Annotated in this window: 23 protein-coding genes; 10 read left to right on the forward strand and 13 right to left on the reverse strand. The window is 35.4% G+C overall.

Translation table 11 applies throughout. The features are described 5' to 3' along the window. Positions 1–150 precede the first annotated feature (150 nt). Positions 151–1,389 (reverse strand): helix-hairpin-helix domain-containing protein, encoded by a 1,239-nt coding sequence (locus N3F66_06665; GenBank protein ID MCX8123831.1) that lies wholly within the window; start codon positions 1,387–1,389, stop codon positions 151–153. Next, positions 1,389–2,360 (reverse strand): hypothetical protein, encoded by a 972-nt coding sequence (locus tag N3F66_06670; GenBank protein MCX8123832.1) that lies wholly within the window; start codon positions 2,358–2,360, stop codon positions 1,389–1,391. Before N3F66_06670 ends, N3F66_06665 begins: the two co-directional genes overlap by 1 nt. A 217-nt stretch (positions 2,361–2,577) precedes the next feature. Here N3F66_06670 and N3F66_06675 point away from each other — a divergent pair, with 217 nt between their 5' ends. Further along, positions 2,578–3,210 (forward strand): CPBP family intramembrane metalloprotease, encoded by a 633-nt coding sequence (locus N3F66_06675; GenBank protein MCX8123833.1) that lies wholly within the window; start codon positions 2,578–2,580, stop codon positions 3,208–3,210. Here the strand turns inward: N3F66_06675 and N3F66_06680 are convergent. Continuing rightward, complete coding sequence (locus N3F66_06680) at positions 3,207–3,353, reverse strand: hypothetical protein (protein MCX8123834.1); 147 nt, start codon at positions 3,351–3,353, stop codon at positions 3,207–3,209. The two genes, N3F66_06675 and N3F66_06680, sit on opposite strands and share 4 nt — an antisense overlap. A 125-nt stretch (positions 3,354–3,478) precedes the next feature. Next, positions 3,479–4,231: an aldolase/citrate lyase family protein gene (locus N3F66_06685; GenBank protein MCX8123835.1), complete on the reverse strand. Its 753-nt coding sequence runs from the start codon at positions 4,229–4,231 to the stop codon at positions 3,479–3,481. Between the two features lie 315 nt (positions 4,232–4,546). Here N3F66_06685 and N3F66_06690 point away from each other — a divergent pair, with 315 nt between their 5' ends. Beyond that, positions 4,547–4,750: a cold shock domain-containing protein gene (locus N3F66_06690; GenBank protein ID MCX8123836.1), complete on the forward strand. Its 204-nt coding sequence runs from the start codon at positions 4,547–4,549 to the stop codon at positions 4,748–4,750. 84 nt (positions 4,751–4,834) lie between these two features. Here the strand turns inward: N3F66_06690 and N3F66_06695 are convergent, their stop codons facing one another. Beyond that, positions 4,835–5,227: a DUF2784 domain-containing protein gene (locus N3F66_06695; GenBank protein ID MCX8123837.1), complete on the reverse strand. Its 393-nt coding sequence runs from the start codon at positions 5,225–5,227 to the stop codon at positions 4,835–4,837. Positions 5,228–5,401: 174 nt separating this feature from the next. Here N3F66_06695 and N3F66_06700 point away from each other — a divergent pair, with 174 nt between their 5' ends. Beyond that, positions 5,402–6,604, forward strand: coding sequence for a CoA transferase (locus N3F66_06700; protein MCX8123838.1), 1,203 nt, complete (start codon positions 5,402–5,404; stop codon positions 6,602–6,604). 18 nt (positions 6,605–6,622) lie between these two features. Here the strand turns inward: N3F66_06700 and N3F66_06705 are convergent, their stop codons facing one another. Beyond that, on the reverse strand, positions 6,623–10,333 hold the full coding sequence (locus N3F66_06705) for a DUF3683 domain-containing protein (GenBank protein MCX8123839.1): 3,711 nt from the start codon (positions 10,331–10,333) through the stop codon (positions 6,623–6,625). Positions 10,334–10,508: 175 nt separating this feature from the next. On the opposite strand from N3F66_06705, the gene yedF reads away from it, so the two are divergent. Then, entirely contained in the window at positions 10,509–11,111 is a 603-nt protein-coding gene (yedF, locus tag N3F66_06710; GenBank protein ID MCX8123840.1) for a sulfurtransferase-like selenium metabolism protein YedF, read from the forward strand. A gap of 9 nt (positions 11,112–11,120) precedes the next feature. On the opposite strand, the gene ruvB is transcribed toward yedF, so the two are convergent. The 3 genes from ruvB to N3F66_06725 all read right to left on the reverse strand — a co-directional run bounded on the left by ruvB (position 11,121) and on the right by N3F66_06725 (position 13,411). Beyond that, on the reverse strand, positions 11,121–12,161 hold the full coding sequence (gene ruvB, locus N3F66_06715) for a Holliday junction branch migration DNA helicase RuvB (protein ID MCX8123841.1): 1,041 nt from the start codon (positions 12,159–12,161) through the stop codon (positions 11,121–11,123). Continuing rightward, complete coding sequence (locus N3F66_06720) at positions 12,139–12,612, reverse strand: PTS sugar transporter subunit IIA (GenBank protein MCX8123842.1); 474 nt, start codon at positions 12,610–12,612, stop codon at positions 12,139–12,141. The genes ruvB and N3F66_06720 overlap by 23 nt, the downstream gene beginning before the upstream one ends. 145 nt (positions 12,613–12,757) lie before the next feature. Beyond that, the gene (locus N3F66_06725) at positions 12,758–13,411 is read right to left on the reverse strand and encodes a hemolysin III family protein (GenBank protein MCX8123843.1); all 654 of its coding nucleotides are present in this window, start codon (positions 13,409–13,411) and stop codon (positions 12,758–12,760) included. 141 nt (positions 13,412–13,552) lie between these two features. On the opposite strand from N3F66_06725, the gene N3F66_06730 reads away from it, so the two are divergent. Together N3F66_06730 and N3F66_06735 are read left to right on the forward strand one after the other, a co-directional pair. After that, positions 13,553–14,017 carry an acyl-CoA thioesterase gene (locus N3F66_06730; protein MCX8123844.1) on the forward strand — a complete coding sequence of 155 codons (465 nt, stop codon included), beginning with the start codon at positions 13,553–13,555 and terminating at the stop codon, positions 14,015–14,017. A gap of 60 nt (positions 14,018–14,077) precedes the next feature. Continuing rightward, the gene (locus N3F66_06735) at positions 14,078–14,392 is read left to right on the forward strand and encodes a divalent-cation tolerance protein CutA (GenBank protein ID MCX8123845.1); all 315 of its coding nucleotides are present in this window, start codon (positions 14,078–14,080) and stop codon (positions 14,390–14,392) included. Between the two features lie 129 nt (positions 14,393–14,521). On the opposite strand, the gene N3F66_06740 is transcribed toward N3F66_06735, so the two are convergent. After that, complete coding sequence (locus N3F66_06740) at positions 14,522–14,764, reverse strand: hypothetical protein (protein MCX8123846.1); 243 nt, start codon at positions 14,762–14,764, stop codon at positions 14,522–14,524. Between the two features lie 328 nt (positions 14,765–15,092). On the opposite strand from N3F66_06740, the gene N3F66_06745 reads away from it, so the two are divergent. From N3F66_06745 to N3F66_06755, 3 genes are all read left to right on the forward strand, one after another. After that, positions 15,093–15,542 carry a hypothetical protein gene (locus N3F66_06745; protein ID MCX8123847.1) on the forward strand — a complete coding sequence of 150 codons (450 nt, stop codon included), beginning with the start codon at positions 15,093–15,095 and terminating at the stop codon, positions 15,540–15,542. Positions 15,543–15,668: 126 nt separating this feature from the next. Beyond that, positions 15,669–16,001 (forward strand): cytochrome c family protein, encoded by a 333-nt coding sequence (locus N3F66_06750; GenBank protein MCX8123848.1) that lies wholly within the window; start codon positions 15,669–15,671, stop codon positions 15,999–16,001. Then, positions 15,916–17,100: a hypothetical protein gene (locus N3F66_06755; protein MCX8123849.1), complete on the forward strand. Its 1,185-nt coding sequence runs from the start codon at positions 15,916–15,918 to the stop codon at positions 17,098–17,100. The genes N3F66_06750 and N3F66_06755 overlap by 86 nt, the downstream gene beginning before the upstream one ends. 5 nt (positions 17,101–17,105) lie before the next feature. Here the strand turns inward: N3F66_06755 and N3F66_06760 are convergent, their stop codons facing one another. Then, the gene (locus N3F66_06760) at positions 17,106–18,188 is read right to left on the reverse strand and encodes a hypothetical protein (protein ID MCX8123850.1); all 1,083 of its coding nucleotides are present in this window, start codon (positions 18,186–18,188) and stop codon (positions 17,106–17,108) included. A gap of 226 nt (positions 18,189–18,414) precedes the next feature. On the opposite strand from N3F66_06760, the gene N3F66_06765 reads away from it, so the two are divergent. After that, positions 18,415–19,329, forward strand: coding sequence for an MBL fold metallo-hydrolase (locus N3F66_06765; protein ID MCX8123851.1), 915 nt, complete (start codon positions 18,415–18,417; stop codon positions 19,327–19,329). Here N3F66_06765 and N3F66_06770 read toward each other — a convergent pair. Then, positions 19,319–19,525, reverse strand: a complete 207-nt coding sequence (locus N3F66_06770) for a hypothetical protein (GenBank protein ID MCX8123852.1) — start codon at positions 19,523–19,525, stop codon at positions 19,319–19,321. The genes N3F66_06765 and N3F66_06770 overlap by 11 nt on opposite strands. A 97-nt stretch (positions 19,526–19,622) precedes the next feature. Next, complete coding sequence (locus N3F66_06775) at positions 19,623–21,113, reverse strand: AAA family ATPase (GenBank protein MCX8123853.1); 1,491 nt, start codon at positions 21,111–21,113, stop codon at positions 19,623–19,625. Positions 21,114–21,336: the final 223 nt, after the last annotated feature.

The following is a 21,336-nucleotide window of genomic DNA, read 5'->3' on the forward strand; positions in this document are numbered from 1 at the left end:
TATCTGTTTTCACTGTTGCACCAACACGGAGAAAGTGTTTTTTTTCCATACCATAATCCAGTGCATCCTGCCTGTATTCAATTGATATGCTCTGCACAGCATCCAGAGATGTGGTATACAGTACACAACAATACACAAGGCACCAAATTCTCACTGTACTCCACATACCCTTTTAACCACACTTTGCTGATGTAACGGTAAACTTTTGAAAAGAGGTGATCGCAATAAACTATCTTCACCATTTTTCTGATATTCTTCAGCCAGTGATAGTGCAATGTATGCTGGGATTTCAGCTGTAATCATGGCCTGAAAAAGCTTTTTAATTTTTTTATTTTTTTCATCACTTGATATAAATTTATTGTGTACCATTTTATTGCTCTTTTCATCGTTGTCATGATCACTTTTCCCCAGCTCATGAAAATTACATACATATTCCTGTATTTCTTGTATTTGCTGTGTTGTAAAACCCAACTGATACAAAGAATGAATGCTGACTGGACCAAACATCGAACGATACTTTACTATACGCTGGCACATGTTCTCTGGTATAATTTCCAATTGTTTCAATTCATCTACAGTGCATGTCTGTATATCGATTTTATGTGCTTGCTTTCTCAAAGGTTTATCAGTAGATGTATATATGAACCCTTTAAGTGAATACACAATACTAAAGGTATGAGTATTACCTAAAAATGAGTGATGCTTCAATTTATACTGGAATAATAGTGTATTCCAGATTATATTAACTCCTGCTGAAGAAGTATTTAGCTCAGGGCTATAATCTATATTCACAGCACAATACCGAGTAATGTATCCGTTAATTCTGAAAACCTGGGTAGCATAGTCACCGTAATGAAATTCATACTCTACAGTGCATCCTTCAAAAAATTGAGTTCGCAGAGCAACAATCGTTTCAGAGGGGATATACCCATCTTTTTGGAAATTTCTGATATTATTTTGCATAACAAGAATTTCTAATTTGTCCAACGGGATGATAGTACAATTAATCCCATAATCATAAAAGCTTTGGTTTTTTGTTAACTGATCTGTATTGATTGTGAGTATATAATCATGTAGTTCCACACCAACATGTATCCATTGAGCTATCGCCATGTTTGTACAAAAGCTTACAGTGTCTTCGCGATATTCAGAAATACCAAAATGCTGCCACTGAATTCCTGTTGAATACCCATCAAAAGTATAATATATGAATGAACTGGTACTATACAGGTTTGCATATCCAAATGGATTGGCATACGTTACACCAGTCATAAATGAAGCAGGTACAGACTGATATGCAGGAGCTATCGCCCACATACTGCATGCAATTGGCTGTGCAGTATCAAACGCTTCCACAATAAAAAATAATGAAATAAGCAAAGAAGCCATCACTCTGCCACAATGCAATAAAATTCTACGCGCTGACGGTCTTTGCTATTCTGTGCCTCTACAGTGCCAAGGTATAAACCACACCGTATCCTTTTTATATGCTTTGCCCAATCAAGATTAAAAAATCCCGGTGATGCCATAATAAGTGGACTTTCATAAACTTTATGCCCTATAGAGGAAAACAGGCGAATCCTGAAACTGCACGGTTGAAGTATAAAAACAGTAAAGGGGGCGACAGCTCCTTTGATAAAAGTCATTGTTGTATTCAATTTGATGAAATCATCTTCTGCGTGGCTAACAGGTAAAATATTTGGTCGCCCGGGAGTTTGGTATTGCGTAAGTACAAAATCATTCAACGAATTTAAATCAGTGGCTTTATGCCTTATAATACTCTGGTATTCAAGAAGACCGCTTTTACCTATATCAACCATGTATTCTTCTGATGCTATACCAGCCCACTGGCCGTGCTGTAGTGCATGTGCCATATACTGACGTATAGATTGGTTGAGCGTACCATCCCTGTTTGAATAGGCCACAAAATCAATGATACCACCATTTGCGGGATCATCATCAGTATCAATAGCAACTACACAGTCAGTATTCCATAGGCTGCTGCTATAATTGTTGCAATATACATCAAGCACACCGTTGCCATTGGTATCCCCGGTTTTGTCACATTCATCTACAGTTACAGGGTCTGTTAAATGTACTACAATAAAACGATCATCCCATGGTGTTTCAGCTCTATCATAGCTAACGATAGTAACAGGGTTTTGTGACAGTGGCTCATTGGTACCATAATACATGGTTACATATAGTGAAGAAATATCCATGCTTAATGGTTGATTGGAAGAAAGAAACAGCTCAACCCAATCGCTTTTAGACACATTACATGCAATTTCGTTAATGATTAATTGAGCGTATAGTACGGCAGGGACAAAAATATAAAGTAATAAAAGTATCCAGCGCATTGTTATCTCCATATTTTTTTATTTTTATTAATAAATACGCTGGATGAATAAAAATTTTAAACGGTGAAGAGAATATTTTTATAATTACTAAAAAAATTTAATAAAAAGAAACAATTTTTGGCACTTAATCTAAAAACAATTCTTTATCAAATAAAAAAATCACACCTCCTGTAATTAATTGCTTGACCAAGAAAATTTTAAAAAGAATTATTTATACATGGTTAAGCTTGACAATCCATATGCACAGTATAGGCCATCATGGAAAGTATTTATACCCATGCTATTGCTGTATCCTTTGCTCAAATGGGTACTCCATTATTCTTTTTTTTCTTTACTTTATCAATACAGTATTGCACTTTTATTATTAATTATTATTTCACAGTATCTGGATGAACGATTACTCACTAAAGACCGTATTTTTTCCTTCGATTTTCCTTTTGAAAAAAAAATATTCTATCTTATAGTCATGGTTATAACACTTATACCCATCCGTAATATTGCAGTTCATTTTACGCAAGTTCCTCAATTGCTTAATTTCTACCAGGGCAATGTCACATCCTTAGAGTCACTGCTTGTTTTAATAGCAATTATTTCACCCTGTGAGGAGCTTTTTTTCAGAGGTTTTGTTCAATACAACCTTTCGTTTTTCTTAGGTAAGTATGGGGGAATAGTTGCATCTGCACTGCTGTACAGCATAATAGGTATAGCAGCTCATTCATTATACCTTGCACTACTGCTTTTTACAATTGGGACAATAATAGGTTTTATATATAGCAGGGTACAATCGCTGGTACAGGCAACATTATTACATGTTATAACAATTATTTTTATGTATATTTTTCCCTTTTAATTATCAATCTTTAAACGTTCTTTCCATACTGACTGCCAGTTAGTGCTAACATCATATTTTCCTGCATTGCCTTCAATTTTGGGAAGAATAAACAAAACTAAAAGCGAAGCAGTCACCATTATAATAACAAATACTGAAGACATACAAAAGCCTCTTTTAACATTAGCTATTGAAGTTTTATTAATTTGTGAGGATATCGCTAAAAAGTGAGGATTTAGTCAAGCTTTTTAAACAAAATTATTTTAAAACCATCATCATTTATCTCATATCACACTACTGCCAATCTGTCTGATGTGACAGCTATCCTTTTATGATAGATGTGGCTCTTTCCTGGCTCAACATTTGAGAAAGCTCTATATAAATCTAGTTCAAATTCCAGTCCCAACTGTATTGATTTTGCTATATTCGTAGCTTTTTTACAGTCAAAAACAAGATGTCGGGTATTAATTCTATCCGGGTCTATAACTTTTTTAACCAGTTCTGCATTTGAAGGATTTATCTGTCCGCCCACAGAAGTTACTTTTCCAGCTAATTTTGCAGTCTTCACAATATGTGCAGTAGCATACAATACATCTTCATCATCTACACCCTTTTTCATGGACTGTGAAAGATCACTTCGTCCAACTGTAACCTGTTGTATATACGAAAAATATGGATTTGAACAAATGGCCACAAGATTATGATATGCAGTAATCGTTTCAATATTTACTGCAAGATATGGTAAACTGTGATTATTATAAATGTCCTTCACAGCAGAAATAAAATTTTCAAGTCCATATTCTGATTCTATCATTGGCGCCAACACCCCATCAATATGTATTGACTTGCAATATCGTATATCATTTCTAGCTTCAGGACCACCTATCTTGACAATAACTGGCAGATTAATAGCTATTTGCCTCAGGAATAGCAATTCATCAAAAGTCATATCTTCAACTTCTGTCCCACCTTTCAATGCAACCAGCCCATACTTATGACTGAGCTCATCCAACTTTATTTCTAGGGTTTCAATAAGTCTCATGGTAAATATTCCTCTTTAGTTGTAATTTACTTTATACCCTATACGATTAATCGGCATTTTTATGAAAATGTTAAAATAAATTACAATACTTGTCATTCCTTAAACTTTAGAAAAAATTTAGTAAAAAAAGAAAAATATATTTTGTTTGACAATTTATTTGCTACACTTAATGTGACAACACAGTTGGTATCCTCTTAATTACTTCGTTTTTCCTTCCTTTACACATTGGTAAGTTAAAACAGTACATACAGGATGTTCAACAGTAACGGGTATTATAGCCTGTTATATCAAATTATTATTAGGGAGTGTCATACAATGGCAAAAGGTACAGTAAAATGGTTCAATGAAAGCAAAGGCTATGGCTTTCTATCTCAGGATGACGGAAAAGATGTTTTTGTTCATCATTCAGGGATTGCTGGCGAAGGGTTTAAAACTCTTTTTGAAGGAGATCGTGTAGAATTTTCAATTGAACAGAGTGAAAAAGGACCCAGAGCAGTTTCAGTAAGAACCATTCGATAAATACAACATCTGACAGTTATAAAGCTTTTTGTATACTTGCACGTTGTATTTTACAAAAACCCGATATACCATCGGGTTTTTTATTTATTGCACTATTCTATGTGCATTCCAATAATCACGGATATTCAACAGTACTGTTATAAACAAGCATAAAAAATATACGCTTGCAACAACAGTATCTGTTAAATTGGCATCAGGAACGTAACCTGTTATCTCGTGAACCATGAACTGAATATATGAATTAAAAAGCACTGGATATCCTAATTTTTCTCTTACCTGCCAGTGCCAATCTGTACAGAAGCAATACCCCCAACCATACCATATACCTAGTATAAACCACGAACAGCCAGTGATCAACATTGTTGCACAATGTACTTTCCTGGTTTTTATTGATATCCAGCCAAACATATTAAATACTGTGAATGCAGTATGGAATACCAAAAAAAATACATCCAGCGATCTATATACTATCTGCATTAACAAAGTTTCCTCACATCATCAGAATCAAAGTATTAATAACGCATGATAACGCAAAATGCAACAATTAATAATTTAATTTACCAACTTCATTCAGTCATACTGTAAAATATAAAGTACTTGATATTGTTCTTTTTTCATGTTTTATATTAATGCTATTGTCAGGAGTATTGTATGATTTTATCAAACATCACTGTGATTGATATTACACAATTCATCTCTGGTTCACGGTGCACCCAAATACTTGCAGATATGGGAGCTGAAGTGATCAAAGTTGAACCACCACAGGGGGACACTCTTCGTCTTATCTTTAAATTAATGGCTGGAGCTGAACGCTGTTACTCAGTTTTCAACCGTAATAAATACGGAATAGCAGTTAACTGGCATGACCCTAAAGGAAGTGAAATTATTAAAAAGCTTGCTGCTTGCGCTGATGTATTTGTTCACAATCTTGTGCCTGGCTCCCTTGAACAAACAGGGTTAGGATATGATGATATAAAAAAAATTAAACCTGATATTATATATGCTGCTATTTCCGGTTTTGGCACAACAGGTGAAAACCCCACGCGTGCTGCCTTTGACATAATTGCCCAGGCAACAGGCGGATTGTTCTGGAATGATCAAGAAACATTTCGTATGCCTGATAATTACTGGGGTGATTTGGTCACTGGAGCGTATGCTGCAATTGCTATTCTTCTAGCTATTATATACAGGATGCAAACTGGTAAGGGACAATTTATTGATATTTCCATGCAGGATGTGATGTATTTTAATAATTATCGAGCTATGATGGATAAAGCTCTTGAACCCATTCTTCCTGAAGTTGAGAAAGCTCTTGGAAGAAATCCAAAGGACATCCTCAATTCACAAGACAGAATGCCGTTTTATGGATTTTTTAGGTCAAAGAATGGTAAAGTGGCAATTGTGGCATTAACTAAAAGACAATGGAAGGATTTAACTGAAATAATAGGCAAACCTGAAATGGCATATGATCCCAAATTTGACAATATTATTGTACAGATAAAAAATCATAAAGAAGCTGTATCAATTATTGAACAGTGGACACAAACAAAAACATCGGAGGAAATTATCAAAATATTAGAACAGAAAAAAATCCCCTGCGGCATTGCATATACAAGCTGGCAGGTAAATCACGATACTAATTTACAAATGCGTCAAATGTTTCAAAAAATAGAACACCCTCAGTTTGGAGCAATAGACATTCCCGGGTTCCCCTTTAAGCTTTCTGAATGTGAACAAAATATACGAATGCCCGCTCCTTCTTGTGGCGAGCATACCCGCATAATTTTAGAAAAGAAACTTGGATATACATCTCAACAAATTGACGAGTTGTATAGGAACAAGGTAATAGTGTAACATGCTTTTTTTACAACTTTAATAAATATATCTGTCAAAACCCTGTGAACGAACATTTTTTATAAATTCTTTTTTCCAACTTTTACCTAAACATTGTTCGGCCAGATATATAACTAAGGATTTCCCGGTAACCTTAACGGTATCCTGAATCTTACATAAACCCTGTACACAGCTTGGACAGGTTGTGAGCACCTGAACATTTTTCTTTTTTACACTGGTCCTGATATTGGTTTCTTTTCTTTCACGCAAGCTATTGGATATATCAGGAGTAGACAATGCTAGTGTGCCACCCTCTCCACAACAGTTGGGCACAGGTATAGGTTTTGTATTAAATAGTTTTGTGAATGTTTTCTGATACCCAAATAATTTCATTGGCGTATGGCATGGTTCATGGTAAATCAGTGTATCGCTTATTGACAAAGAATACAATCCCTCACGGGCAATGAACTCATTAATATCAATAAGTTTTGCCCCTCTGAAGACATTCTCCAGCTGATAATCGGACAACATTTCATAGCAAGTGCCACATGAAACAACAATGTCAACAATTTCCATGTACGAAAATGTATCGGCCATTCTGTGGAATATAACCCTATTTTCATTGGATTTAATTCGTGCATGGTCAAGCTTGCCATTGGCCTTCATTGGGTATCCGCAACATAAATATGTTGGTGGAATAATGACCCTTACGCCTGCATTATAGAGAAGTGCAATTGTTGCCATGCTTATTTCAGGGAACATACGCTCCGAACCACATCCCGGGAAATAAACTACAGTTTTTATTACCGGTTTACTTTTATTCCTAAAAACATAAAAGGTATTGCTGCTTTTTAACTTTAACTCATCACGAAGTGTTTTGTTTCCTGATTTTGGCAGTTTGCCTTTGAGCATCATTGCTATATAAGGTGTAACAAGATGAAGTACACGCCAGAAGGGCCTTGCAACATAAAAACCCAGACGTTGCATGCTGTAGGCCCATTTCAGAAGAACGATCCTGAATATCTTGTTTATATAATAGCCCTTCTGCTTTAAATAAAATAATGTGAATGATGTCACAGGCTTAAATGTTGATTTTCGCCGTTCCTCAAGGATCGACCGTATATTCAATGTGATATTCCCAAAATCGATAGCAACTGGGCATGGTTTTTGGCAATTATGGCATATCGTACAATAATTTGATATCTCACGCAGATTGTTAAAATGCTTGAAGCTCAACGAAGTGGAAGTCTGAATATCATACAGCACAGCTTCCATGATAAGAGCTGTCGCCAAAATTTTATTTCGTGGATTGTAGAAGACAACTGCATCAGGATAATGTGTATTACATACCGATTTACACTTGCCGCATCTAATACATGTTGCAATTGAATTGAATACTGTCTCAAGGTCAGTAGCCTTTAAAATAAAGGCCTCATTTTCAAGAAGATTAAATGATGGCGTATAGATAGTTTCAAGGTTAAAATCTCGCGTCAATTTAAGAGGGTTGAATAGATCTTCAGGGTCGGCAGTTTTATTATATTCAGCAAATTTCTGTAACGTTTCATCATCAATAAAACGAATTTTTGTAAGTCCTATGCCATGCTCACCACTTACTACACCGCCCAATGCCACAGTCTGGCGCATAACTGTTGCTGCAGTCTCATCTGCATCCCTCATCATAAGGTAATCATTAGAATGAACAGGGATATTAACATGTACATTGCCATCACCGGCATGCATATGAGTAGCAACAACAATGCGACGCTTTAATGTTGCTTGTTTTACCTTCTGTATTTGTGTTAGTATGTCATCATAACCGTAAAAAAGTTTTTGTAATGGTTCATCAACTTCTTTTGAAAAATCTATGCTCATCTCGTTATTCTGGATGAGTTGAAAGACAGTATTCATCCTTAGTGCATATTCCGAATCATATTTGAAATAATCTTTGGCTGGAGTATCAAGATTGGTAAGAATATCACTATAACGGGATTGTTGGGATAGTAACTGACCAATGCCTATCTTGCAGCGTTCCACACATACTGCATCTTCTTCAACTGTAACTCTCTCGTTTAAAAAATCAATGAGTGCACCAATAATTTGAATATTATTTTCTAATTCTTTAGTTATATTCAACTTTTCAATAAAATCAGAAAAATCCTGCAACTTTTCCAGTGGTATTACAATATCTTCATTTAGCTTGAATGCATTGGTATGTTTGGCAATAGCACTTAAATTTTTTCTGTCCTGCCAAAATTTTTCTCGTGTTTCTGCATCCTTTGCAATAATTCCTTCAGTGTTGTATTGCTTAACTTTTGCCACCAACTCAACTGCAGATTTCTCCAGCCGTGCTTCATCATCGCTCTCAATATCAACCACCAGCACTGCTTTAGGTATCTCGGTTCTTGCAGATTTGTTTTTATATTGTATTGCCTTCACATATTGTTCATCAAAATGCTCAAGCGCTGTTAAAAACACAACAGGGTCATTCTCAAAAGTTTTAACAATTTCAACGATTGCTTTTGAGGCATTAATCATATTATTGCCAAAAAATTCAAAACATACTGTACGCGTATGTTTAAATGGCCTATATAAAACAAACGTTGCGCTAACAATGATACCATCACATCCTTCTTTCTGTAATCCAGGCAATCCACCAAGTGCCTTGTTGGTAATATCTTTGCCAAGTCCTTTTTTACGTATGTCAAGACCCGACAGAGTTATGGTTTTTACCAGCTTTTTATTCTTCTCTACAGTAAAGACAACTTCATCTTCAGGCAAAATTTTCCTATAGGGATGATTCACTCTACGTACTGTTACTATTTCACCATTGTGATCTACTATATCAAATGAAAGTATATTATCTATACATGTTCCCCACATGACGCATTTTTTGCCACCAGCATTCTCAGCTATATTGCCTCCAATGGTACATGCCCATGCTGATGTAGGGTCTGTGGCAAAAATATACTTCTGATGTTCACAAAAGTTTATTACATCTTCGGTTACTGCACCTGCATCAACAGTGATAGTTGGAATCTCTTTCCCATTTATCACTGTTGTTTCAATTGACCCAATGCGGTTTAGCTTTTCAGTATTAATTATCATTGTATTAGGTAGCAAAGGAATAGCTCCACCAGTAAGCCCTGTGCCACCGCCACGAGGAATAATAACAAGATGTAATTTTTTGGCTGCTTTTACAAGCTCCTGAATTTCACGTGCTGAGTCAGGATATACTACTACAACTGGATACTCCACACGCCAGTCTGTTGCATCAGTAACATGTGCAGCTAAATGAAACGGACTGAAATGTATATTCCCAGCTGCAGTTATGTGTTTCAATTTATTAAAAATCTTTTCTTGAAGCTTTCTTGTGTCTTTTAACTTTTTGAAAAACTTATCATCTAATTTTTCAATTTTTGAAATAAAATCAAGAACCTGGGGATCGCCACCAGCTCCTTCTTTTACAGTTGCAAGCCTGCGCTGATGCCGCTTATACAACCTTTTAAGCTTGGCAGGATTTTCCACAATGTCATATTGAATATAGGGGTTTCTATCTATAATAAAAATATCACCTATGTTTTCAAAAAGAAGCTTTGCGCTTCTGCCTGTCCGCCGCTTTTCCCTGAGTGCCTGCACAAGATTCCACGTCTCAAGATCAAAGTACTTGAGGATTATCTCCCTATCCGAAAACGAAGTATAGTTATAGGGTATTTCCCTGTATTTAAAATCTCTTTTGAATACTTTATCCATTAAATTCCCTATCAACTAAAAAGATTTTACAATTGCCATCAAGTACAATAAATATACCACATGGTTACAAAATTGCAATGTGGTATATTTGTTATACCAATTTGTACGTAATACATTAACCAATAGTAACTGGTCAATATCTTATTAAAAAAATTTTTTATAGGAGGAGATAGCCATGAAGCAAGTTGATGCACGAGGGCTGGAATGCCCAAAACCAGTTTTATTAACTAAAGCTGAAATTGAAAAGTCTAATCCTGATAATCTTATCGTTTTGGTAAGCAATGAAACAGCGGTTGGAAATGTAACACGATTTGCAGAAAATAGCGGATATTCAGTAACAACAACCAGACAGGATGATTATTTTTTACTGCAATTGCATAAAAGTATCTTAAAAGAACAAACACTTTCTTTTCCACAGACTGAAAAGACAGATACTGTAACTGAAAATACAGTATTCTTTTTTACCTCAAATGAATTTGGCCAGGGGCCAAAAGAATTGAGTGAGCTTTTAATCCATTCATTTATCAATACCATTAATGAGACAAACATGTTACCGTCCACCATGATTTTTGTTAATTCAGGTATATTTTTGACCACTGAGGGATCAAAAGTACTACCTGCATTGCAGGAAATTGAGAAAAAGGGGGTACAGATTATCAATTGCGGGACATGTCTTGATTTTTACAAACGCAAAGAAACATTGAAGGTGGGCATTATTTCTAATATGTATACCATTATTGAAATATTAATGAAAGCAACAAAAGTAATTCGATTTTAAAAGCAAGTTTTAAAAAAGGCTGGATTCGTCCATTCCTTTATAAGGCAGTTGCAGATGTTCATACGCAAGCCGTGCTGCTACTCGGCCACGCGGTGTCCGTTTTAACATGCCAATTTGAACCAAATACGGCTCATAAAAATCTTCCAGCGTAGTGATTTCTTCACCTATTGAGATAGCAATAGTTTTTATCCCAACCGGTCCACCATCGTATTTATCAATGATAGTGGAAAGTATTTTTCTATCCATATCATCAAGGCCTAATGCATCAATATGAAGCCTATCCAGCGCATACTGAGCTATCTCTAGGTCAATAGTTTCTTTTTTCATAACTATCGCAAAATCAAGAACTCGTTTAACCAGTCTGTTTACTATTCTGGGTGTTCGCCGTGAGCGACGTGCTATTTCCTGTGCTGCTGCATTATCTATAGAACACCCTATAATTTTTGCAGTCCGCTTTGCTATTGTTTCTAGATCTTCAATCTCATAATAGTCAAGCCTTAGTGGAATGCCAAACCTATCGCGTAGTGCTGATGTTAACAGACCTGTGCGGGTAGTTGCTCCAATAAGGGTAAACGGTGCCAATTGTAATTTTATACTTTTTGCGCCAACACCCTGCCCAAGTATTATGTCAAGCTCACCATCTTCCATTGCACTGTAAAGCAGTTCCTCAATGGTAGGTGATAACCTGTGAATTTCATCAATGAATAAAACATCCATTGGTTCTAAATTAGTCAGCATTGAAGCCATGTCGCCAGGTTTTTCAATTGCCGGTGCTGATGTTGCCTTGATATTAACACCCAACTCATTAGCAACAATAAAAGCAAGAGTAGTTTTTCCAAGCCCGGGAGGCCCAGCTAACAATACATGGTCCAGAGGTTTTTGGCGCATTTTAGCTGATTCTATAAAAATACGAAGATTTGCGGTTAATGATTTCTGGCCTATAAACTCATCAAGATTCTGCGGTCGTAATTTTTTTTCAAAATCCTCTTCTTCAAGCGACAATGAAGAAACCAGGCTTTGTGGGTTATTATTTTTTTCCTTTTTGTTCATACTCTTTCAAAATCTTCATAATATCCTGAGCATCCTTTGCACTGGAAAGCGCTTCGCGCAGAGTGTCATCACTCATAAGCTTGGCTATGTTTGCAAGTGTTTTAATATGCTGCGAAATTTTGTCTTTGGGAACAATTAAAAGTATGGCTATATGTACCGGCATATTATCAATAGAATCAAAATTAATTCCTTTTTTACTCAATGCCATTATCATCACTACATCATCCACATAGGGACAACTGCAATGAGGTATCGCAACTCCTTTTCCAATACCCGTACTCATTGATTTTTCACGTTCAAACAATGTTTTTTTAATTGTTTCCCGGTATTCAGATTTGACGGCTTTATTTTTAATTGCCACATCAAGCATTGACTCAATTAATTCCCATCTATCTTTTACAGATGGATTAACAAGTATTGTTTTTTTATTTAAATAATCAGTTAAAACCATAACCCCAATCAATCCCAAAAATATAAGGAACCCTATAATTACAACTAAAATACTACCCGTATGAGATTTTCGTCAAGTGTAATATAATTTTTTTAAAAATTACATCTTATAGTACAACAAGGGGATTTTTGATAAGAAGAATTATTTAATGTATGGTTTGTATGTGTTGTATACCATGATATACCATCATATAATGAAAAAACGCACCTAACAGAATAAATCCATGAAAAATCTCATGGAATCCAACATATCCGTTAGTCTTTTTTGGCCATTTCACTATATAAAACAATGCTCCAACAGTAAATGCAACCCCACCTAAAAAAAGATACCATAATGACATTGCATCCATCACATTGATGATATCCTTAATGACAATTATTGCCATCCACCCCATTGCAAGATAAATTGCTGTATATACAATTCGCGGTGCATTGAAAAAATACAACTTGAATATAATCCCCAGTACCACCAGCACCCACTGAGCAGCAATAATATACATGGCAGTACCAAATTCAAGATAGATATAGCAGACGGGAGTATATGTTCCTGCAATCATTATAAAAATTGCCATATGGTCAAGCCTTCTCCATAGTGAGTCCTCATCTTCATGCTGCTTTAATCCATGATACAGTGTGCTTGCAGTAAACAGCACAATTACAGAAATGCCATATATAACCGATAGTAACTGAATAATTGGTGTGCTGGCTGTAAAAATTAAAATAACCAACCCCACTATAGCAATAATTACTCCCACAGCATGTGAATAGAATGATAGTAGTTCTGATCGGTTAACAGGCATTGTACATCCTTTCTTTTACAATACTTTTGTATACATTTTAGTTATGACTATATGTTGGTTTTTTTGGTTGCAAAATTTTAAGTTTTATACATAAAAAAACAGTAACTATAACAAAACTTTTATTTTGAAAGGACATACAGTATGGATATCAAGACTGTAAAAGATAGCACCATAACAATTGTACAGCAGATGACCCATCAAGATGCAAATCTTGCGGGCAATGTTCATGGTGGTACTATAATGAAGCTTATTGACAATACTGGAGGTATTGTTGCGTCACGGCATGCAGGATGCCTTGTGGTGACAGCTTCTATTGACAGGTTAGATTTTCACAGCCCTGTCTATGTTGGAGATCTGTTGCGGCTTAAGGCTAGTGTTAATTACGTTGGCACTACTTCTATGGAAGTTGGAGTAAGAGTTGAAGCCGAAAATTTTATCACTGGACAGGTACGGCATACTGCCTCTGCATATCTTACGTATGTAGCTCTTGATGAAAAAGGAAAACCTAAAAAAGTACCGGCTTTGCAGCCCGAAACCGAAGAAGAAAAACGCCGATACAAGGAAGCAGAAATCCGAAGAAAAAAGAGATTGGGATTAAATCAATAGTATACTAAAACTATTCATGATAGTACTACCGTGCATATACTAATGATGGAGGATGCCTCAATGGAATATTGCGTTATCTTTTGCACTGTACCAAGTGACCAGGTGGGATTAGAGATAGCAAATACCCTGGTTTCAAATAAATTAGCTGCTTGTGTTAACATTATTCCAGGGCTAACTTCTATTTATACCTGGAAAGGGGAAATCTGTAATGATCGGGAATTGCTTTGTGTAATTAAAACAAAAAAGGATCTCTATAAAGAAGTTGAAGAAGCAATTAAAAAAATCCACCCTTACGAAGTTGCTGAAATTATTGCGTTACCTGTCACAAGAGGGTCATCAGACTATTTGCAGTGGATTGAAAGCGTCACAAAATGAAAATTCCGTACTTGTGGTACGGAATTTTATATTGAAACGCATGGTGAGGTCATCACCCATGCGGCCATAGTAACTAGATATCACATTTATTCATTCATTTCAAAAAAAATTATTTATATATTCTAATTATTATAAACGAAATAATCTTCTGCTATTAGTTTTTGGCATTTCCTGATGTACCTCTTTTCTTTCTTGTTCCAGCGCATCAACCTTTGCAATTAATACACGAATAAGATGAGTAAGATATTCTTCTTTTTTCTGCAAATCACGAATGATATCACTTTTTGCCGCCTGTATTTCATTTCGTAATGCTGTCTCTACCTCACGTAACTCCCTGATTGTTGTCAAATCTACCAAAGTATCATTATTCATTGTTCTATCCTTTATCATTAAATATCCATTTTTTAAAACCTTGTTACTTTAAAAAACTTTAATAAATGCTATCTCAAGCTAAATAGCACCCTGCTAAAATTATAATCAGATACCATTGCTACCTAAACATTATAGCAACCTATTTGAAAACTTCATTAATATTTTATATACAAATTTATACCTTACTATCCCTAAAAAAACATCAATGCATCTGCTATAGCGTAACACCTTTTTTTAAAAAACTATTTGCGTAATATTAATTCATTTTATACAATGCCTTCATTACAAATACGCTAAAGAAAGTCATGCCTTTTATTGGGAGGGTACTATGAAAAGAATGCATTATATGTTATTGTTGTTTCTATTTATTTTTATTATAAGTTGCGCTTCAGCACCAAAAAACTGCAAGGAAGGCGATTGCAATAATGGTATTGGTACAACCATTCATGAGAACGGTACATATAAAGGTAGTTTTAAAAATAGCGTACGCGAGGGTATTGGTGAATATGCTTTTGATAATGGTGACGTTTACCGTGGGAATTACAAAAACAACATGCGTAATGGCCAGGGTGAATATACATGGAAAAATGGGGATAGCTACCGCGGCACATGGTTGGATGGCAAAAGGAATGGATTTGGAATTTACACCTGGGCTGATGGAACACGGTATGAGGGTGAGTGGAAAGATGACGCTCGCCATGGTAAAGGCAAACTGATTTTAAAAGATGGAACCGTTTTTGATGGTATGTGGGAAAACGATAGCTATATCCGTAAATAACTGTTTAACTCCAAGATTTATTCTTTAATGATTTTTTCAAAACCAATATACTGTATACCTAATGGTCAACGAAAGAGGGTTGTATATTTTTTATAAAATTATTACTACTCTAATTGTGGAGGTTATATGAACAAAAAAAATGTGCTAATAGTATGCTGCATTGCACTCCTTATCCCTGCAATTATCGTTGCACAGGGAGTGGTAAAGGTTAAAAAAACCAGTTTGGCTCCAAAACAGGGTACCGTGACATTTGACCACCAGATACATAAAAATAAAGGCATAACTGATTGCAAAATTTGCCATCATACCGGCAATACTGCAAAAAAATGTGGTGACAGCGGCTGTCACTTTGAAGCGCAGAACAAGGGTTACAATGCCATACACAGCAAGTGTCTGGGTTGCCACAGGACAAAAGGTGGAAAAGCCCCTACATTGTGTATGCAATGCCATAAACGATAACTCAATATTTGGGGGATTTTCAATCCCTCAAAAATTTATACCTATGCCTGGATTAATTACCCATCAACGAATATTTATAGAATCAGTAAAGTCATTGAAGAAACAAAAGTATCCCAATTATGCCACCCATATTTTAGATATACAATTTTCAAATCATCTATTTACTTCATCTTCCTTAGCAGGATTGCTGGTTCCAAACCTGTTTGACTATATCCCTGGCAAAAGAGACCTATTTTTTGGAAATCTAATAAAACATCTTTTACACTCGGATGATGGGCTTTTTATTATACATAACATGTTTAATACCATATTACATCATGTATCATATGAACCTAATGAATGGCTATACTATCAAAAAGGATTTTTCTATGGGTATATCTCCCATTGGGTGGTTGATGCGCTATTTCATCCGTTTGTTTTTTATTGGTCTGGATTTCCAACTTTTAAGGATCACAGAACCGCACTATACAGGAACCAGCATCTTCTGTTTGAATATACCGTAGACCAGTACATGGCATACTATTTTAATTCGGATCCATTTGACTATAATCTTGCAGCAATGATTCCAATAAAAGGCTCCCTGCAATATAGCGCAATCAAGGATTTAATTGCTGGAGCTATCGCCCATGTTAATCCTTCTTTGAAAATTAATCATCCACTATTCCCATATATGCCCTATGATATATTTGACATTGCGCTGAAATGTGTACCACTAGTCTACTTGATTAAAAAAACTCGTAACCCTCAGCTTATCAGAATATTACGTTTTTTTGAAAAAAAAGTTTACAGCGATTTTCTTGTGCGCTACCCCGATGGCAGACGGATAAACAGACATATATTAAATTTACACAGGGAACGATGGTTTATTCCAACCGGAGAGCCTGGACTGCATTATGAGTCAGTAGACGACCTTTTTAAAATTGCTAGGGATAAAACAGTGCAGATCTGGAAACAGCTAGAAGAAATGTTTACTCAAAGAACGGAAATCACAGCACAGCAACTGAGAAGTGTGCTAGAATATGCTAATGCCTATACAGGCAAAGAAGGTTTTTCCCTTGATAAAATGACTCTGCAAAACCCTATACGTTTGCGAAATTAATGTTACTATTTAAGATTTTTTATGGTAGTATCAAAGTGAAGCTTTGCAATCTTTTTTATATCATCCGCCGGTAATTGCTTAATAAGAGAAGGCTTTTCAATATATTCACTGTTTGAAGTATATAATGACAAAAACTTTATGAAATTAGTCCCCGCAATCCTATGAGGGTTTATAGTATTGTAATCTAAATAGCTATAAAGTATTGCCAGTCCTAAATAGGTATTGTAATAAATAGTGCTACTGAGTGCAAGCTCCTCTCCAGTTACCTGATCAAAGAAGAAATAGTAATTATTCAACACCTTATGAGTTAATTCATGAATTTCAAACATTTTCCAGATTTCATCAAATATTGTTTCCTTACTGGTAAATGCTTTTTTTATACAGTACTTAATATCTTCTGTAACATGAGCGCCCACAAAAAACATATTTTCACATGATTTGTTTTCAATAATCCTCTTTGAAATTATATAATCATTATAAACCTCATCGGGATTTATATATATCATGTCAAAGTAGAAAGTTGAATTGCTGGTTGAAAATTCATCGTAATAAATTAAAGGCTGTATATTAAATATTTTTTCTTTAACATTGAAAAGGGGATGATTGATAGTTACAGGTTTTCGTTTTCCATATATACAATAATCCAGCATATACCTGTATCCCCCACCATCCTTTGTTTTTGAAAAACGCAAAACAATATTCCTTGACTCCAGTTTCAGTGTAAGCTGTTCTAATTCTGCATCGCTAATTTTATCTGGTTCTTTATATACCTGCAAAATTTGCTGGGCAAGATTTTTCAATGCAGGATCCTGAAGTGTTCGTATATATGCTTCATACTGCACTACATTAAAACCAGGAGTCTGCATAAGCTTAACTGGAATGCTATCAGCTTGGATTAAATTCACAAAATGTGGATTTTCATTAAACAGCAAAACAATGTAGGCATACAACTTTCCATTAGTTGTTCGTATATTCATCAAATTGGGCCGGACACTTGAAATATTTACCTCATAGCTTGAAATGCTCAACGGCCATAGAAGTAACAGCAACAATACAATGCTTTTTTGTTTTATTTTTGAAAATCCCATATAGCTTTAGCATCCTTCCTACAAACAATGTAGCTTTGGTAACATAATAATACAAAAAAATAATCACTATTACGCAAGATAATAAAATTTTTTGAAGTTACCAAATGTTATTGAAAAATTTTGTGGAAAGTATCATGTAGCCCTATAAACTTTGTATCCTAGTTCGTATATCCCATACTTGAGTGCGATAGCTCATAGCATAATCTTAATATTAAAAGGAGCTGCCATGAAACTCTTTGCCCAGGGAAAAATTAATGACTGCTGTCATGCGATAGGTCATATTGGCTATCCCTCTTACGTCATCAAGGGTAATCTTTACACCATGATGGTAGATGCAGGAATTAACCTCCTTGCGCCAAAATATTACCATGACCTGGTTTCACTGCTGGGTGATCCACCAAAACTGCACTATGCTGCAATAACCCATTCTCACTACGATCATCTGGGAGCTATACCTTATCTTATAAAAAAAATACCTGGGTTAACCACTGTTGGTGCAGAACGTATTGAAAAGTTACTATCGAAACAATCTGTTATTGACTATATGACTCAATTGAGTGATATACAGAGGCCAGTATTTTCTCAAATAACCGGAAATGAAGATGTGGCATTGTCGTATTTTAATATTGCACTGCCAGTTAAAGAAGGTGATACGATTGACCTGGGTAATATGCCCTGTCAGGTGTATGAGGTCCCTGGTCATACTCGCGATTCTTTGGCATATTATTTCCCCACTATCAAAATGCTTTGTCCTGGTGAATCAGTAGGCGTTCCAGAAGGTACTGATGGACAGAATGTGCAAGTTGAATTTTTATCCTCATATGAGGACTATTTTGCATCGCTTGAAAAAATGGCTTCCCTTGATGTAAAAATTCTATGTTTAGCTCATGGATTTGTATATACCGACGATGATGTGGTATCTTTCTTTACCACATCAATTAAAGCAACACAACAATACAAAAATCTACTTCTTGAATATCTAAATACAGTAAACGGAGATATTGACAAAGCAATACAATTAATTGTTCAAGAGGAGTATGATAAAAAAGGAACTATACATCAGGAAAGAAATGCCTATATATCAAATCTCACTGCACAGGTGAAATTAGTTGCTAAAGAATATCAGTGTATCAAGGGGTAGCCAAAGAAATAACAAACCACATGAACATGACAATAATAAGGATACCCCACAGTGCAACAAGTCCCATTGCTATCCCGGGGTGGTTATATACCCATTTAAAAACAGCGGTCTCTTTGTATTGAATAATAATAGTAAAAACTTTATCAAATAGTGTGGATTTCTTCTTTGACTTTTTCTTTATAGAATTGGTAGCCATTACTCCCTCTCACCATGCAAAAATACACACCCCCTTACATTACAATGATTATATTAATATTTTAATAATTGTCAATCAATAAAATTTTGTAATATATCTATTTTTTCTGGCTGTAGTAATTTCGGATATATTCATCAATATACCCTTGAGGATCTTCAACAGCAGCCTTAGTAATGACAAAGCGTTCTGCATTCATTAACTTTATAGCATACGGGTAATCATGAAACAAATTATCACAAAACTGCTTTATACTCATCCCTGCAGCACGTGCCTTTTCCTGGATAATGTGCAATGCTTCATCTTCAAATTCCATTACTATACCATGTTGTAATAAAAATTCTTTCTGGAATTTGCGGATGTTGTCACTCAATAATATTTGTTTTAATACTTCTTCGGGATATTCCACAACTTCCCTATTTACCACAAGCTTTTTTATATCTGTAGATGGAAGAGTTTTTTCAAATTTTATAAGCGTTTTCTCAAATACACTCAAAAGCCCTCGTGCACCTGTTCGTTCATTATACGCTTTTGTAGCCAGCATTTTCAAAGCTTCATCTGTAAATTCAAGTTCAATGCCGTAAGCCTTAAAATCCAGCTTTTTACCCATTACAACAGTGCTATATTTATTCTTTAATATTTTATATAACCCTTCCTCATCAAGATCATTAAGGACCACAGTAACGGGAAGGCGACCAACAAATTCTGATTCAAACCCATATTCAATCAAATCCTCAGTCTTAACCATTTTAAGGACACTTTGCCTATCCTCACGTCTGATTTGTGATTTATCAAATCCAATTGCCTGCCTATTTAAACGCTTATTGATAATATCTTCAAGTCCACTAAATGCTCCGGATACTATAAATAAAATATTTTTGGTATTTATCTTTTTGCGGGTAACTTTACCTGTACGCTGTGCTTCCATAGCTGCTTCTACCTGGGAAGCAAGGTCATGTGGCGTTTTGAGGTCCACATCTGCTTCTTCCATCAGTTTCAGGAGATTACGCTGCACCCCGGCTCGAGAAACATCCGGACCATACACAGTACCGCTTGATGCTATCTTATCTATCTCATCCAGATAAATAATCCCATACTCAGCTTTGGCAATATCACCATCAGCTTCATGTACCAGTTCGCGCACTAAATCTTCAACATCACCTCCTACATAACCGGTTTCACTAAACTTTGTTGCATCAGCTTTCACAAACGGAACACCAATCTTTTTTGCAATCAGTTTTATAATATAGGTTTTACCTACACCAGTAGGACCAATGAGCAGCATATTGCTCTTGATATTACCAACTATCTTTTCATCCTCGGGAAGTTCCTGCTCAAGATGCATACGGTTAAAGTGGGTGCATATTTTTGTGGCAATAATTTCAACAGCTTCTTCCTGACCAACAATATATTTATTTAAATAGCTTTCAAGTTCCTCAGGCTTCAACTGGAAGTTTATATCACCTCGTTTGGCCCTAACACCAGCCTTCCCACCTACAGGTTCGGCCTCAGGAGAAACTTTGTGCAGTTCATCTTCTAAATCTATTATATCTTTAATATTTTTCAAGTTTTCAGGCATCTGATTAGGCATTTGTCTACCTCATATCTATAACAATTATAATATACTATATATAGTATCGCTCATATATAAATATAACACAAAATTGTATAAATGTGGCAAAGAAAATTTAATATGATTCTTTTTGATACTATTTTTTTATAGTTTTACGCTATAAAAATTTTTCCATTTTTGTTTTTTGCATGCATCCCACCTGCTGCAAGCAGCATATTCTCAAGTGTGTCCTGTACAAAAT

The organism is Spirochaetota bacterium (genome assembly GCA_026414805.1).
Taxonomy (GTDB): Bacteria; Spirochaetota; UBA4802; order UBA4802; family UB4802; genus UBA4802.

What these genes read in the sequence shown, in the direction of transcription:
- N3F66_06665 (MCX8123831.1), bottom strand. Translation starts at nt 1,389, where the DNA reads ATGGCTTCTTTGCTTATTTCATTATTTTTTATTGTGGAAGCGTTTGAT.
- N3F66_06670 (MCX8123832.1), bottom strand. Translation starts at nt 2,360, where the DNA reads ATGCGCTGGATACTTTTATTACTTTATATTTTTGTCCCTGCCGTACTA.
- N3F66_06675 (MCX8123833.1), top strand. Translation starts at nt 2,578, where the DNA reads ATGGTTAAGCTTGACAATCCATATGCACAGTATAGGCCATCATGGAAA.
- N3F66_06680 (MCX8123834.1), bottom strand. Translation starts at nt 3,353, where the DNA reads ATGTCTTCAGTATTTGTTATTATAATGGTGACTGCTTCGCTTTTAGTT.
- N3F66_06685 (MCX8123835.1), bottom strand. Translation starts at nt 4,231, where the DNA reads ATGAGACTTATTGAAACCCTAGAAATAAAGTTGGATGAGCTCAGTCAT.
- N3F66_06690 (MCX8123836.1), top strand. Translation starts at nt 4,547, where the DNA reads ATGGCAAAAGGTACAGTAAAATGGTTCAATGAAAGCAAAGGCTATGGC.
- N3F66_06695 (MCX8123837.1), bottom strand. Translation starts at nt 5,227, where the DNA reads ATGCAGATAGTATATAGATCGCTGGATGTATTTTTTTTGGTATTCCAT.
- N3F66_06700 (MCX8123838.1), top strand. Translation starts at nt 5,402, where the DNA reads ATGATTTTATCAAACATCACTGTGATTGATATTACACAATTCATCTCT.
- N3F66_06705 (MCX8123839.1), bottom strand. Translation starts at nt 10,333, where the DNA reads ATGGATAAAGTATTCAAAAGAGATTTTAAATACAGGGAAATACCCTAT.
- yedF (MCX8123840.1), top strand. Translation starts at nt 10,509, where the DNA reads ATGAAGCAAGTTGATGCACGAGGGCTGGAATGCCCAAAACCAGTTTTA.
- ruvB (MCX8123841.1), bottom strand. Translation starts at nt 12,161, where the DNA reads ATGAACAAAAAGGAAAAAAATAATAACCCACAAAGCCTGGTTTCTTCA.
- N3F66_06720 (MCX8123842.1), bottom strand. Translation starts at nt 12,612, where the DNA reads ATGGTTTTAACTGATTATTTAAATAAAAAAACAATACTTGTTAATCCA.
- N3F66_06725 (MCX8123843.1), bottom strand. Translation starts at nt 13,411, where the DNA reads ATGCCTGTTAACCGATCAGAACTACTATCATTCTATTCACATGCTGTG.
- N3F66_06730 (MCX8123844.1), top strand. Translation starts at nt 13,553, where the DNA reads ATGGATATCAAGACTGTAAAAGATAGCACCATAACAATTGTACAGCAG.
- N3F66_06735 (MCX8123845.1), top strand. Translation starts at nt 14,078, where the DNA reads ATGGAATATTGCGTTATCTTTTGCACTGTACCAAGTGACCAGGTGGGA.
- N3F66_06740 (MCX8123846.1), bottom strand. Translation starts at nt 14,764, where the DNA reads ATGAATAATGATACTTTGGTAGATTTGACAACAATCAGGGAGTTACGT.
- N3F66_06745 (MCX8123847.1), top strand. Translation starts at nt 15,093, where the DNA reads ATGAAAAGAATGCATTATATGTTATTGTTGTTTCTATTTATTTTTATT.
- N3F66_06750 (MCX8123848.1), top strand. Translation starts at nt 15,669, where the DNA reads ATGAACAAAAAAAATGTGCTAATAGTATGCTGCATTGCACTCCTTATC.
- N3F66_06755 (MCX8123849.1), top strand. Translation starts at nt 15,916, where the DNA reads ATGCCATACACAGCAAGTGTCTGGGTTGCCACAGGACAAAAGGTGGAA.
- N3F66_06760 (MCX8123850.1), bottom strand. Translation starts at nt 18,188, where the DNA reads ATGGGATTTTCAAAAATAAAACAAAAAAGCATTGTATTGTTGCTGTTA.
- N3F66_06765 (MCX8123851.1), top strand. Translation starts at nt 18,415, where the DNA reads ATGAAACTCTTTGCCCAGGGAAAAATTAATGACTGCTGTCATGCGATA.
- N3F66_06770 (MCX8123852.1), bottom strand. Translation starts at nt 19,525, where the DNA reads ATGGCTACCAATTCTATAAAGAAAAAGTCAAAGAAGAAATCCACACTA.
- N3F66_06775 (MCX8123853.1), bottom strand. Translation starts at nt 21,113, where the DNA reads ATGCCTAATCAGATGCCTGAAAACTTGAAAAATATTAAAGATATAATA.